Source organism: Enorma massiliensis phI (assembly GCF_000311845.1).
Lineage (GTDB): Bacteria > Actinomycetota > Coriobacteriia > Coriobacteriales > Coriobacteriaceae > Enorma > Enorma massiliensis.
In genome coordinates this window covers 70,822-84,204 of record NZ_HE978574.1, presented here as the reverse complement: position 1 = coordinate 84,204, position 13,383 = coordinate 70,822, and the positions used below count along the sequence as shown (strand labels likewise).

Annotated in this window: 11 protein-coding genes; 7 read left to right on the top strand and 4 right to left on the bottom strand. The window is 61.1% G+C overall.

Going from position 1 to position 13,383, the window contains the following annotated elements; genetic code table 11:
- Positions 1-24: 24 nt before the first annotated feature.
- Genes HGEM_RS00380 through rpmH form a run of 4 tightly spaced genes read right to left on the bottom strand, consistent with a single transcriptional unit; the run spans position 25 to position 1,532 of the window.
- Positions 25-801, bottom strand: coding sequence for a YidC/Oxa1 family membrane protein insertase (locus HGEM_RS00380; protein ID WP_019127411.1), 777 nt, complete (start codon positions 799-801; stop codon positions 25-27).
- A 27-nt stretch (positions 802-828) separates the two neighbouring features.
- Complete coding sequence (yidD, locus tag HGEM_RS00375; protein ID WP_019127410.1) at positions 829-1,041, bottom strand: membrane protein insertion efficiency factor YidD; 213 nt, start codon at positions 1,039-1,041, stop codon at positions 829-831.
- Between the two features lie 8 nt (positions 1,042-1,049).
- Complete coding sequence (gene rnpA, locus HGEM_RS00370) at positions 1,050-1,379, bottom strand: ribonuclease P protein component (protein WP_035100484.1); 330 nt, start codon at positions 1,377-1,379, stop codon at positions 1,050-1,052.
- Between the two features lie 18 nt (positions 1,380-1,397).
- Entirely contained in the window at positions 1,398-1,532 is a 135-nt protein-coding gene (gene rpmH / locus HGEM_RS00365) for a 50S ribosomal protein L34 (protein ID WP_019127408.1), read from the bottom strand.
- A gap of 347 nt (positions 1,533-1,879) precedes the next feature.
- Here rpmH and HGEM_RS00360 point away from each other — a divergent pair, with 347 nt between their 5' ends.
- The 7 genes from HGEM_RS00360 (at position 1,880) to gyrA (ending at position 13,317) form a co-directional block, all read left to right on the top strand.
- On the top strand, positions 1,880-3,307 hold the full coding sequence (locus HGEM_RS00360) for an ATP-binding protein (RefSeq protein ID WP_019127407.1): 1,428 nt from the start codon (positions 1,880-1,882) through the stop codon (positions 3,305-3,307).
- A 38-nt stretch (positions 3,308-3,345) separates the two neighbouring features.
- Entirely contained in the window at positions 3,346-5,124 is a 1,779-nt protein-coding gene (locus tag HGEM_RS00355) for a DnaA ATPase domain-containing protein (RefSeq protein ID WP_019127406.1), read from the top strand.
- A 302-nt stretch (positions 5,125-5,426) separates the two neighbouring features.
- Positions 5,427-6,536 carry a DNA polymerase III subunit beta gene (gene dnaN, locus HGEM_RS00350; RefSeq protein WP_019127405.1) on the top strand — a complete coding sequence of 370 codons (1,110 nt, stop codon included), beginning with the start codon at positions 5,427-5,429 and terminating at the stop codon, positions 6,534-6,536.
- 22 nt (positions 6,537-6,558) lie between these two features.
- The gene (gene recF, locus HGEM_RS00345) at positions 6,559-7,692 is read left to right on the top strand and encodes a DNA replication/repair protein RecF (RefSeq protein ID WP_019127404.1); all 1,134 of its coding nucleotides are present in this window, start codon (positions 6,559-6,561) and stop codon (positions 7,690-7,692) included.
- Entirely contained in the window at positions 7,676-8,254 is a 579-nt protein-coding gene (locus HGEM_RS00340) for a DciA family protein (RefSeq protein WP_019127403.1), read from the top strand. Before recF ends, HGEM_RS00340 begins: the two co-directional genes overlap by 17 nt.
- A gap of 128 nt (positions 8,255-8,382) precedes the next feature.
- Entirely contained in the window at positions 8,383-10,404 is a 2,022-nt protein-coding gene (gyrB, locus tag HGEM_RS00335) for a DNA topoisomerase (ATP-hydrolyzing) subunit B (protein ID WP_019127402.1), read from the top strand.
- A gap of 171 nt (positions 10,405-10,575) precedes the next feature.
- Positions 10,576-13,317 carry a DNA gyrase subunit A gene (gene gyrA / locus HGEM_RS00330; RefSeq protein ID WP_035100809.1) on the top strand — a complete coding sequence of 914 codons (2,742 nt, stop codon included), beginning with the start codon at positions 10,576-10,578 and terminating at the stop codon, positions 13,315-13,317.
- Positions 13,318-13,383 lie beyond the last annotated feature (66 nt).

Sequence of the window (13,383 nt, the reverse complement as noted above, 5' to 3'; positions counted from 1 at the left end):
CGGTTTACGTAACTCTTCTATCAGCTAGTTCTTCTTGCGCGGACGAGCCTTGTGCTCACGGCGCACCACATCGACCTCGATGGGGGCATGCGCCAGGCGCTCCTCCTCCTCGGCCTTAGCCTTCTCCATAACACGACGGGTCACGAAAACCTGCTGCGCAACCTGCCACAGAGACGAAACGTCGTAGTAGAGCAAAACGCCTGCGGGCAGATTCCAACCAAGCCAGAGCATCATGATGCCCATGACGAGCGCCATGGTGCGCATGGAGGAAGCCTGCTGACCAGTCTGGTTATGGGACTGATACAACGAAGGAATAACCGTCAGGATGCCGAACAGGATCAGCGAAATAAGGTACGGCAGCGCGGTGGCGATACCGTTCGCCCACTGGGCGCCGGGCGTAGTCGTAAGGTCGGGCATGATGTTGTAGAACGAGAACACCACACCGGACTCGCCAATGTACCCAGGAAGGTTGCGCAGCAGGGTGAACAGCGCAAGCAGGATGGGCATCTGAATAAGAAGAGGCAGGCAACCACCCAGCGGGTTGAACTTGTTCTCCGAGTAGAACTTCTGCATCTCCTCGGCCTGACGCTGCGGATCATCAGCGTACTTCTGCTGGATCTCCATCAGCTTAGGCTGAAGCACCTGCATGCGCGCCGTCGATTTCGTCGACTTCAACAGAAGCGGCGTGAGAATCAGGCGCACGATGACGGTAAGGATGATGATCGAGAGACCCCAGTCAGAGGCGAACCCCTGAATGAACCTCAGGATCTGAAGAAGAATTTGAACGATCCAATCCCACATCTATGGTTTCCTCCGTTTAACCTAGCCCTAGGGCACCGGGTCGTAGCCGCCACCGTGAAACGGATTGCATCGGATGATGCGACGAATCGCGAGCCAGCTACCTTTACCTACTCCGTATCGCTCGATTGCCTCGACCGCGTACTGCGAGCACGTGGGCGTATAGATGCAAGCGGCGGGCAACAAAGGGGAAATGACGCGCTGATAGACCTTGATGGGAGCAATGAGAAGCCGCCGGAACATGAATGCCCCTACCGGCCAACGCCGGCGCGTGCAGACAGCCGCATAAGCGCCGCGCAAAGATCCTGCGGGGCCGCGTCGCGGGTCGCTGCGGTGGCGAACAAGATCACATCATGCCCGGGTACGGGAAAGTCGCACGCGCGCGCCGTTTCGCGCAACACGCGCTTGGACCTATTCCTCAAGACAGCGTTTCCAAGACGCTTAGGTGCAGCGAAGGCGACCCGACCAGGATCGCCTTCGCTCACAGCATCACATATAACCATTCTCATCAAGGGATGGTTATAGCGCCGTCCCCGTGTATAGACACGCTCGAAATCCGACCGGGCTTTAATGGTCTTCATGCGCAAGCGCGTTGCAAACTAGACGGTGAGGCGCTTGCGGCCCTTGGCACGACGGCGAGCGAGCACAGCGCGGCCGCCCTTGGTGGCCATACGGGCGCGGAAACCGTGGGTCTTGGCACGCTTGCGCTTATTAGGCTGGTACGTACGCTTCATGATTTCTATCCTCCTGCTTGTTTGAACAAACAAATAAGTCGCGTGAGCTTCAAGATTGTAGGGAAAACGGCACAAGAATGTCAACAAGCAGGTAGAACTTGTTTGCAAGTTACCACATGCCGTTCAAACCGCCTTGCGCCACCAAGAAGTGAGAATTATTCGTTTCAGAAGATTTCAATGAGTTTTCGACAGGTTATCAAGCTGTGTGGATAACTTTTCACTTCGTTTCTTCAGTTTTCAACACGTTTTGAAAAGTTGTTGAAAGGTTCAGAAGCTTTCAATGCGGTACTATCTAAGGCCTAGACTTCAGATTCATCTCGAGCGGGCGTTTACTAGGATGGTTGCTCATGGCCGACGATTTCTACCCCTTTGTCGATTCAGGTGACCCCGCACCCGACAACAGGCACATCACGGGAATATCCGACGGCGAGCATACTGACATGGCGAACGCTGAACTTGGAACCCACGCCGACCAAGCGAAAACACCCCAGGATGAGACCGCCGCAGCGGCCGAGCTATCCGGTGAGTCGACCGTGTTTGCCACACGCATCGCAATCTACGACGACATGCTTTCCACACCGCGCGTGATCGTAGTGCAGCCGAAAGACCCCCGCTCCTATCTTGAAGAAATCACTAACACCGTCTATCGCTGCATGAAAGAGCAGGGCGGGTCGCTCTCACTCATGGTCATCCGAGAGCTCGTGGAAAACTTCATCCACGCCCATTTCACCGAGCCAATCGTCTCCATCCTCGACGGCGGAAACACGATCAGATTCGCGGACCAGGGGCCGGGGATCAACGACAAGGAGCGCGCATTCGAATTCGGCGTGACCTCGGCAAACCGTTCGATGAAGCGCTATATACGCGGCACGGGCGCGGGCCTGCCCATGGTTCAGCAGTACCTCGAGAATGCAGGCGGCGCGGTTTCCATCGAAGACAATCTGGGCGCTGGAACCGTGGTGACGGTAAGCGTCGACCAAGCACGCGTGGCGGAAATCGAAGCGAACAGCGGGCGAGGGGCGGCCGTTCGAGGGACCCAGTTCACGTCGGCATCCCTCGGTCGGGGAATCCCCCAAGGCGGGTACGCGGGAGCTCCAAGCCCCTACCAGGAGCAGTACCTCTATCAACCAGGAGCGTTCGCGCAGGTGCCCGGCCAGGGCTTTGCGGCTGGAGCGGGCTCTATGCCGGCACAAGGGTATCCGCAGCAAGCGGGAGCCTGGCCGCAGCAGCAGGCGCCGTATCCACAGCAGCCCGCTCAATATCAGCAGGCAACCCCCCAAGGAGCGCCCGCTCAACAGCAGGCAGGATCATTCCAGCAGGCGGCCCCCTACACGCAGGCGGGTCTGTATCAGCAGGCGGGATTCCCGCATCAGTACGGTTATCCCGCCCAACCACCCTACGGCATGGGATGGGGCTTTTCGACAACACCCGAACCGGGTTTTCAACAATCTGGTCAAGAGTTTTCCACAATTCAACAGCATATGCCTCAAGCTGGGGAAACACAGGCGCAGCAGGCGGCGGCCGGCACTGTTCAAAACCGCGGTGCAAACGAGCCCTTCCTCACGGAACGAGGCCTACAAGCTCTGGATTTCCTTGTTGCCAACGGCCAATGCGGGCCCACCGAGCTCACGAACGCGTTCGGACACTCCGGTCCCACCTGGTCGCGCGAGCTTGCTACACTGAGCGGGTGCGGCTTCGCAACTAAACATGGAAGAAAATACTTCCTCACCGAGCTGGGGGCGGCGTGGATCGCCGAACACAGGGCTCAAAACTAGCCAGGGACCGCGAACCATAGGGAAGCAAGGGGTAGCCCATGGATACCGAGGCGAAGATCATCCTCGATGACACCATCTCGTTCTGTGAACGCGACGAGCGCGACGGGCGCCTCATCAACATTCTTGGCCAGTGCGTTCCCGTCGAACTCACCGAAACGTCCCTCACCATCGAGGCCCCCACGCGTTTCGCCTACTCTTATCTCCTCAAGCAGCGCGCCATCATAGAGCGCTATCTTGAGGAGATAACCTTCGGCCCCCTCGCGCTGAACGTAACGGTTCCCGAGTCGATCACCTCAGGCCATCGCGGCGCTGCGGACCCAAGCCCTCGACGCAGCGAAACAGCCCCCGCCCCAGCAGTGGTTTCACGTGAAACATACGAGCAGACGGAAGCCACCGCGCCGGCGGGCAGCGATGCCGGCGTGCGCGCCGGCGCCTCAGGCGATGCCGCCACGTTCACGGGCGCGCCCGCGCACGGCGACGAGGTCGTAACCTCGGAGGCACACGAAGCACATCGCCTTTCGCTCGGCACCCCCGCCGAAGGTGGGTCGGGAAAGGTCAAGGTCACGAACGTCCTCTCCCCCGATGCGTTCCGCCAGCTCACTTCAGCCGTCCATGCAAGCGAGCAGAAACCGGCCGAAGTTGCCAAGAAGAGGGAGGAACACACACCGGATTCCCCCGAACAAGAACAACAGTCGGTGCACGTGCACTCGAAATTCACGTTCGAGAACTTCGTGTACGGCGATGAGAACAAGCACGCCTATCAGTCCGCCGTGCGCTTCGCCGCCATGGCCGACGAGCCCGGCACCTGCACGTCGCTCTTCATCTACGGTAAAAGCGGCCTCGGCAAGACGCACCTGCTGCTCGCGATCAAGAATTATCTCAACGAGCACAGCCCGCACCTGCGCGTGAAGTACGCGAACTCCCAAACATATGTCGAGGACTACATCAGCGAGCTCGCCATCTCGAAGAACCGCGCGGGCATCATCCTGCGCGAATACCACGACGCCGACGTGCTCATCATCGACGACATCCAGAACATCATCGGCAAGACGCAGAGCATCGAGAACTTTTTCTCGCTCATGGACGAGTTCATCCGCAACAACAAGAAGATCGCCATCGCGTCGGACCGCGCGCCGAAGAACCTCGGCATGGATGAGCGCCTCACGAGCCGCTTCAACGCCGGCATGCTCTGCCTCGTATCGGAACCCGGCTTCGAGATGAAGTACATGATTCTGAAGCGGTACTACGAGAACACGGTGCTGCCAGACGCCGAGGCAGAAGCGGCAGCCGTGGCACTCGACGGCACGGGGTCGCTGCTCGACACCCTCCGTTCCGGCGGCGGGAAGCTCACCGACGAGCAACTCCGCCATATGGCAGAGGTCTCCGGCACCAACATTCGTGAACTCGAGAGCTTCTGCGAGCGCTGCGCGGGCGAATCGTACGAGTGCGAGCAGAGCGGCCGGGAACTCACCGGCGAGGAGATAGACCGGATCGCCAACGAGTACTTCGATACGGCGCACAAGAAGATCCACATCGATACCGTCCAGTCGGTGGTCGAGGAGTTCTACCATGTGAGCCACGAGGAGCTAATCGGCCCGCGGCGCATGGCGAACATCGCGTTCGCACGGCATGTGGCCATCTATCTTGCCATGGACATGTGTGAGATGACGACACCCATGGTCGGCGCGGAATTCGGCGGAAGAAATCACTCCACCGTGCTCAGCTCCATCAAGGTGGTCGAGAAGAAGCTCAAGGAAGACCGAAGCCTCTGTGAAGATTTGCAGGCCATGAGGAACAAGATCATCCTCAAGTCGTAGCGCCGAAAGGGTTTGGGAACCCGCTGCGGCGAGGAGGGTCCGTCCACGGGTGCAACCACTGCCAACCGGGGAGTTGAAAACATGTTGAGAGGTGCTCGAAAGCCTGTTGAAAACACGGGGGCAGTGGTGGAGAATCAAGGAGGTGCCTCGGCGCTGTGGAAAACAAGGGTGCTTGCCAACAGGTCTATGTTCAATAAAACAACGCGTCCGACCTGCCCGTATCCAAGCTTTCCACATCTTCAACGGTCTAATTGTAATAGTTGGTTTTAGATATATATCTATATATAAAAGAAAGGCGCGCCATGAAGTTCACCGTGAGTCAAGACTCCCTCGCCGATGCCCTCTCCGTCGTACTCAAGGGCGCGGGCGGCGCAACCACCCTCCCCATTTTGAACGGCGTACTCATCAAAGCCTATGACGGCGTTCTGGAACTCCATACGACAAATACCGAGATCTCCATCAAGCATCGCATCACCGCGCGCGTGGATGAGCCGGGAGAGGCGGTCGTTCCCTGCAAGCTCTTCTCGAACATCACGAAGGCGCTGCCCGACGCTCCGGTGAGCTTCGAGGTCGTTGAGCGCCAGGCGGTCATCTCATGCGCCAAGAGCTCGTTCCGCTTGAACATGCTTGACCCCCGCGACTTCCCCGAGTTCCCCGCCTATGCTATTGAGTCGTGCGTCGACCTGCCGGTGAGCGTGCTTTCCGAGATGGTGTCGCGCGTGTGGCGCGTGGCGTCGAAGGATCGCAGCCGCGGCGTTCTCACGGGCGTTCTGATGACCGTGGAGAACAACACGATCCGCCTGGTTGCGACGGACTCATACCGTCTGGCTGTATGCGATACCCAGGTGGAGACCTCGAACCTGGAGGGAAGCTTCGAGGCGATCGTGCCCTCCGAGTCGCTCAACGACGCCCTCTCCGTCATGGGCGACGCGCCAACCATCATGGTGGGCGTAACGGACGCCCAGGTGGTCTTCGAGGCGGGGAATACGTGCTACGTGACGCGCCGCATGAAAGAGTCGTTCCCCAGCTACCGCATGCTCATCCCCTCGGCGTGCGCGATGACGGCGAAGCTCGATAACGCCTCCTTCGCCGCGGCGGTGAAGCGCGTCTCGGCAATCGGTTCGGGTAACCCCACGCTGCGTTTTGATATCGACACCGAGGCGGGCGTGCTCAAGCTCACGCTTATCTCGAGCGATCAGGGCTATGCGAGCGAGACGTTGGATATCGATGCTGAAGGCAAGAGCGGCTGCACGGGCTTCTCGTGCCACTACATCGCCGACTTCTTCAATATGGCGGGCCATGACAAGGACCTCACCCTCGAGATTCAAGATTACGGGCGTCCCGCCGTATTCAAAACGTATGGCAAGGTCAATTACCTCTACCTCGCCATGCCGATTCGCTTGAGCGAATAGCGAAGACCCCGCAGCCGCCGTCATGTCCATATACGCGCGCACGCTCTCGGTTACCGAATACCGTAGCTTCCCCTCGTTCGAGCTCGATCTTGCCCGCGGCGTCACGGTGCTCGTGGGACACAACGCCGTGGGCAAGACCAACCTTGTCGAGGCGTTGCAGCTGCTTACGTCGGGGCGGTCGTTCAGGAAGCCGTCGCCCCGTGAGCTCGTCCGCGCGGGAGGCACGCGCTGCTCGATGAAGCTCACGCTCGAGGGCGAGGGCCGCGTGATCGATATGGGGTGCGTGGTTGAAGACGGCAAGCGGTCGTTCATGCGCAACGGCAAGCGGTGCCGTGCGGCTGGTGTGCGCGGCGTCGTTCCTTCGGTGCTCTTCTGTCCCGACGACCTAGACCTGGTGAAGCGCGGCGCCCGATTGCGGCGCGAGGCGCTCGACGGCTTCGGTATCCAGCTCAACGAGAGCTACGCCCAGCTGGCCGGCACCTACGAGCGCACCGTCGAGCAGCGCAACTCCCTGCTCAAGGAGCCGTTCTGCACGCGTGACCTTCTGGACGCCTGGAACGACTCCATCGCATCCACGGGCGCGGCGCTTACGGTGCACCGACTCGCGCTGCTGAGCCGTATTCGCGAACGCCTCATCGATGTGTATGCCGGGCTCTCGGGTGGCGAGGCTGCGGACGTTTCATATGTTCCCTCATGGGGCTCCTCCGACGCCATCATGCTGCCGGCCGCCGCCGATGCATCCTCGCGCGCCGACCGCATCGAGGCGGTGCGGGCGCGGATTGCGGCGGCCCTAGACGAGCGCGCCGGCGAGGAGCTGCGGCGCGGCATCACGTTGGTGGGGCCCCATCGCGATGAGGTCGCGTTCACGATAGACGGTCGGGATGCCAGGACCTTCGCATCGCAGGGGCAGCAGCGAAGCCTCGTGCTCGCATGGAAGATCGCCGAGGTCGAGGTGACGCGCGAGATTCTCGGCAGGCCTCCTCTGCTTCTGCTCGACGATGTGATGAGCGAGCTCGACGAGACGCGCCGACAAGCGTTTCTGGGGCTCGTGGGCGGTGGCGTGCAGACGGTGATTACGACCACCAACCTCGGCTACTTCGATGATTCGGCGCTTGAGCGGGCGAAGGTGGTGAAGATCGGTGGGGGCATCAAGTAGAACCGACGGAGGCTTCGAGCGCGAGCGGTCGACTGTTGCCGTCTCTTCGATCATGGGCCAGGTCCGGCAGGACATCGTCTCCCGTGCCACGCCCGAGCAGCTCGAGCGCATGCGCAAGGCAGAGGCGGCCCGCGGCGTCTACCGCGCGTGGAATGCGGTGTGCGGCGGCACGCGCGAGGGGGAGCACGTGACCGGCCTCAGGTATCTCTCCGATCAAAACAAGCTTCTCGTCTACCTCGACGATGCCGTGTGGACGCAAGAGATGGCGATGCTCCGCGAGATCATCCGCGCGCGCATGGAGCGCGAAGGGGTGAGGCTTGATGGATTCGTCTTCCGCACCACGAAACCGGGGTTCAAGCGCTCCGGCGTCGAGCGCCCGCGCGGGGAGAAGAAGGCGGCGCCGACCCCGCCCAGCACCGCTCCTTTGAGCGCGGAGGAGGAGGGGGCCATCGACGCGGCGGTGGCGCCCATCGCCGACGACCGTTTGCGTAAATCGCTCAAAAAGGCCATGAAGGCGAGTATGGAGTGGAAAAAGGGTACCGACTTGAAAAACAAGGCGTAAATCCAATCTGGTGGCCTTGTAGAGGTACTCACACGCCGTAAAGACAGCGCGCGTATTCGGCTATCATAGATAGGCTAACTGAACTTTGCGATCTCACACGCAATCGATGTGGTCGAAAGGGAGAATACGTGGCAAAAAAGGAACAGTACGACGGTAGCGAGATTAAGATTCTCGAAGGTCTCGAAGCCGTTCGCAAACGCCCCGGCATGTACATCGGTTCAACGAGTGCCAGCGGCCTGCACCATCTCGTATGGGAGATTGTCGACAACTCGGTCGACGAGGCCATGGCGGGCTTCTGCACCAAGATCGAGGTGACGGTGCATGCCGATAACTCCGTTACCGTTGTGGACAACGGCCGCGGCATCCCCGTGGACAAGCATCCCGTGAAGAAGATCCCCACGCTGGAAGTCGTTATGACGATCCTCCACGCGGGCGGTAAGTTCGACAACTCCGCCTATAAGGTTTCGGGCGGCCTCCACGGCGTGGGCGTCTCGGTGGTAAATGCCCTCTCCAAGAAGATGGTCGTGCAGGTCAAGCGAGGCGGCAAGATCTACGAGATGCAGTTCAGCCGCGGCAAGACCACGATGAAGATGAAGGAAGTGGGAACCGCTAAGAGCACCGGCACCACGACGACGTTCTGGCCGGATGACGAGATCTTCGAGACCACGGTCTTCGACTACGAGACGCTGCGCAACCGCCTGCAGGAGACGGCGTTTCTGAACAAGAACCTGAAGATCGTGCTCAAGGACGAGCGCGAGCTCATGCCGCGCGTTGATGAGTTCTGCTACGAGGGCGGCATCGTCGACTTCGTGAAGTTCCTGAACGAAGGGCGCGAGATCCCCGACGGACTCAAGCGCCCCATCTACCTGACGGGCAAGAGCGAGCCGGACGCTCCGGTCGACCGCACCGGCGAGGTCGAGGTCGCCCTGCAGTGGAACACCTCGTATTCCGAAACGGTCATGAGCTTCGCGAACGACATCTACACCCCCGAGGGCGGCATGCACCTTGAGGGCTTCCGCACAGCGCTCACCCGCGTGATCAACGATTACGCGAAGAAGCAGAACATGCTGAAGAAGGATACCGACAAACTTACCGGCGATGACGTGCGCGAAGGCCTTGCCGCGGTCATTTCCGTCAAGCTTGCGGACCCGCAGTTCGAGGGTCAGACCAAGGCCAAGCTCGGCAGCTCGTTCATGCGCGCGCTCGTGCTCAAGGTCGTAACCGACGGCCTTACCGACTACCTTGAGGAGCACCCCAAGGCCGCCCGCGAGATCGTGAAGAAGGCGCAGCAGGCGTCGAAGGCGCGCAACGCCGCCCGCAAGGCCCGCGAGGCCACGCGCCGCAAGAGCCTGCTCGAAAGCGCATCGCTTCCCGGCAAGCTCGCGGACTGCTCGGTGCGCGATGCCGAGATGACCGAGCTCTTCATCGTAGAGGGCGACTCCGCAGGCGGGTCCGCGAAGGACGGCCGCCGCCGCGATATCCAGGCAATCCTGCCGCTGCGCGGCAAGATCTTGAACGTTGAGCGCGTGGGCGACCACCGTGCGTTCTCGAGCGATACCATCCAGTCGCTCATCACGGCGATCGGCACCGGCGTGACCACGAGCTTGGGCGATGGCGGCGACTTCGACATCACGAAGGCACGCTACCACAAGATCATCATCATGACCGATGCCGACGTGGACGGCGCCCATATCCGCATCCTCTTGCTCACGTTCTTCTACAAGTACATGCGCCCGCTCATCGATGCCGGATACGTCTACGTTGCGTGCCCGCCCATCTTTGGCGTGAAGGTGCGCAACAAGATCCACTACGTGTATCCCAACGGCCGTCAGCCGGAGGAAGAAATCCTGCGCGACACCATCAAGAGTCTGGGCCTCAACCCCGACGATGATGGCGACGACGCGAGCGGCAAGGTCACCAAGAAGCGCCGCGGCTACACCGTTCAGCGCTACAAGGGTTTGGGTGAGATGGATCCCAAGCAGCTCGCCTCGACGACCATGGACCCCAAGACGCGCATCTTGCAGCGGGTTACCATCGACGACGCCGTGGCTGCCGACCGCGCTGTGCGCGAGCTCATGGGCAACCAGGTTGAGTTCCGCCGGGAGTATATCGAGAAGCACGCGCACGACGCCCGCTTCCTCGACGCCTAATGGGTCATTTTGGGACGGGTCCATTTTGAACCATCCCTGAGAGTCATTCTGGGACGGGTCCATTTTGAGTCATCGATTGATGTCAGGCAGCATGGTCTGACGGATGAGCCCGTCCCCATAGTCAGACTGGACGACCACGACGAAACCAGGAGGTAGTACGTGGCAGACGATATGAACAACACGCCGGAGACGCCGGAATCTGAGGGGTTGCCCGAGGATCTGAGGCGCCTGCTCGCCCGCGCCGAAAGCGACGACGAGGGCACCGACGTCTACGTCGAAGACGAGGGCGACGAGGAAGAGGAGGACGAGGGCGAGCTCGAGGAGAGCTTTGGCGACATCGACCGCGGTGAAGACGCCGGCGAAGACATCAACGGTGGTTCGCTGCAGATCAGCGAGTTCGGCCACGAGATGCGCCAGAGCTTCATCGAATACTCGATGTCGGTCATCACCGCCCGCGCCCTGCCCGACGTGCGCGACGGTCTGAAGCCCGTTCACCGCCGCATCCTCTACGCCATGAACGAGAGCGGCATCTACCCCAACCGTCCGCACAAGAAGTCGGCCTGGACGGTCGGCGAGGTTATCGGCAAGTACCATCCGCACGGCGATTTCGCAGTCTACGACACGATGGTCCGCCTCGCGCAATGGTTCTCCATGCGCACCCCGCTGATCGACGGTCACGGCAACTTCGGCAACATCGACGGCGACTCCGCCGCAGCCATGCGTTATACCGAGAGCCGCCTGGCTCGTCCTGCCATGGAGCTCCTCCGTGACCTCCAGAAGGACACCGTTGATTGGCAGCCCAACTACGACGAATCGCTCGCCGAGCCCCAGGTGCTCCCCGCGCGCTTCCCCAACCTGCTCGTTAACGGCTCCTCGGGCATCGCGGTCGGCATGGCAACGAACATCCCACCGCACAACCTCGGCGAGGCGATCGAGGCGACCTGCTACTACATCGACCATCCCGACGCGACGGTCGACGAACTCATGCAGGTCATGCCCGGTCCCGACTTCCCTACGGGTGCGGTCATCATGGGGTCCGACGGAATTCGCCAGGCTTACGAGACCGGGCGCGGCTCCATCACCGTGCGCGCGAAGGCGCATGTGGAGTCCACCAAGACCGGCCGTAACCGCCTCGTGTTCACCGAGATTCCCTATCAGGTGAACAAGGGTACGCTGCAGGAGAAGATCGCTCAGCTCGTGAACGAGAAGCGCATCGAGGGTATCTCCGACATGCGCGATGAATCCACGAGCAAGGGTATTCGCCTCGTCATCGAGCTCAAGAAGGGCGTCATCCCGCAGGTCGTGCTCAACAACCTGTACAAGTTCACCTCGCTGCAGACCACCTTCGGCGTAAACAACCTTGCCCTCGTGGACGGCGTTCCCAAGTGCCTCTCGCTCCCCGAGATCCTGCGCTGCTACATCGACCATCAGGTCGACGTGGTGACCCGCCGCACGCGCTACGACCTCAAGAAGGCCCAAGCCCGCGCGCACATCCTCGAGGGTTATCTCCTCGCGCTCGACCACATCGACGAGGTCATCCAAATCATCCGCTCCTCGCAGACCGATGCCGAGGCCAGCGCACGCCTCATCGATCGCTTTGGGTTCACGCAGGAACAGACGAACGCCATCCTGGAGATGAAGCTCCGCCGCCTGACCGGTCTCGAGCGCGATAAGATCGAGGAAGAGCTCGCGGGGCTCCGCCGCGCCATCGCCTATTACGAGGACCTTCTGGCGCATGAGGAGAAGATCCTCGGCGTCATCAAGGAAGAGATGCGCGAGATCGAGAAGAAGTACGCCGACAAGCGCCGCACCGAGATCGCCGCGGCCGAGAAGGACCTCGATGTTGAGGACCTCATCGCCGACGAGGACATGGTCGTGACCATCACGCACACCGGGTATGTGAAGCGCATCCCGGTTGCCACCTACCGCTCTCAGAAGCGCGGTGGCAAGGGCGTTTCGGGCGTGAACCTCAAAGAGGACGACGTCATCGCCGAGATGTTCATCGCGAGCACGCACGAGTACGTGCTGTTCTTCTCGAATCGAGGCAAGGTGTACCGTCTTAAGGTGCATGAGCTGCCCATCGGCACGCGCCAAGCCCGCGGAACCGCGATCGTGAACCTCCTGCCCTTCGAGGAGGGCGAGAAGATTGCGAGCGTGATCAGCTGCCGCGAGTTCCCCGAGAACGAATTCCTGCTCTTCGCCACCAAGCAGGGCATGGTCAAGAAGACCGTGATGAGCGCTTACAACCGTAGCCGCCGCGACGGCATCATCGCCATCAACCTGAAGGCTGGCGACGACCTGCTCGACGTGCGCCGCGTGCGCGAGGGCGACAAGATCATCATGGCCACGACTGCCGGCAAGGCCATCATGTTCGAGGAGGAGCAGGTGCGCGCCACCGGTCGCGACACCTCGGGCGTGCGCGGCATCACCATGAAGGATGGCGCCGAGGTGCTTGGCATGGAGATCACCAATGGCAGGGGCGATCTTTTCGTGATCACTGAGCGCGGCTTCGGCAAACGCACGCCGGTTGCCGACTATCCGTGCCAGAACCGCGGCGGCCAGGGCGTGTATACCATCCAAATGACGGCGCGCAAGGGGAACCTTGCTGCCATGAAGACGGTGGGCCCGCAGCACGAGCTCTTCATCATCACCGAGGGGGCTACGGTCATTCGCGTCAAGACGAGCGAGATCTCGCAGACCGGCCGCGCGACCCAGGGCGTGAAGATGATGTCGGTGGCAGACGGCGACCGCGTGACCGCTGTGGCCCGCATGACGAGCGCCAAGAAGAAGCCCAAGGCGACGGGCGTGGCCGAGGGCCAGATGTCGCTCGACCTGGGGGCAATCGATGGCGGCGATGAGCGGGTCGACATCGGTGCGGCGGACGAGGCGCTCGAGGATCTGATGGACGAGTAGCCGCCTCAACGCAAGAGAGTTGCTGCCTTATCGCATCGATTATCTCGTGAAAAAACGGCCGGGAGC

Excerpts from the sequence above, each read along its gene's own strand:
- rnpA (WP_035100484.1), bottom strand. The coding sequence starts at position 1,379 with ATGAAGACCATTAAAGCCCGGTCGGATTTCGAGCGTGTCTATACACGG.
- recF (WP_019127404.1), top strand. The coding sequence starts at position 6,559 with ATGTCCATATACGCGCGCACGCTCTCGGTTACCGAATACCGTAGCTTC.
- HGEM_RS00355 (WP_019127406.1), top strand. The coding sequence starts at position 3,346 with ATGGATACCGAGGCGAAGATCATCCTCGATGACACCATCTCGTTCTGT.
- yidD (WP_019127410.1), bottom strand. The coding sequence starts at position 1,041 with ATGTTCCGGCGGCTTCTCATTGCTCCCATCAAGGTCTATCAGCGCGTC.
- HGEM_RS00360 (WP_019127407.1), top strand. The coding sequence starts at position 1,880 with ATGGCCGACGATTTCTACCCCTTTGTCGATTCAGGTGACCCCGCACCC.
- gyrA (WP_035100809.1), top strand. The coding sequence starts at position 10,576 with ATGAACAACACGCCGGAGACGCCGGAATCTGAGGGGTTGCCCGAGGAT.
- HGEM_RS00380 (WP_019127411.1), bottom strand. The coding sequence starts at position 801 with ATGTGGGATTGGATCGTTCAAATTCTTCTTCAGATCCTGAGGTTCATT.
- rpmH (WP_019127408.1), bottom strand. The coding sequence starts at position 1,532 with ATGAAGCGTACGTACCAGCCTAATAAGCGCAAGCGTGCCAAGACCCAC.
- dnaN (WP_019127405.1), top strand. The coding sequence starts at position 5,427 with ATGAAGTTCACCGTGAGTCAAGACTCCCTCGCCGATGCCCTCTCCGTC.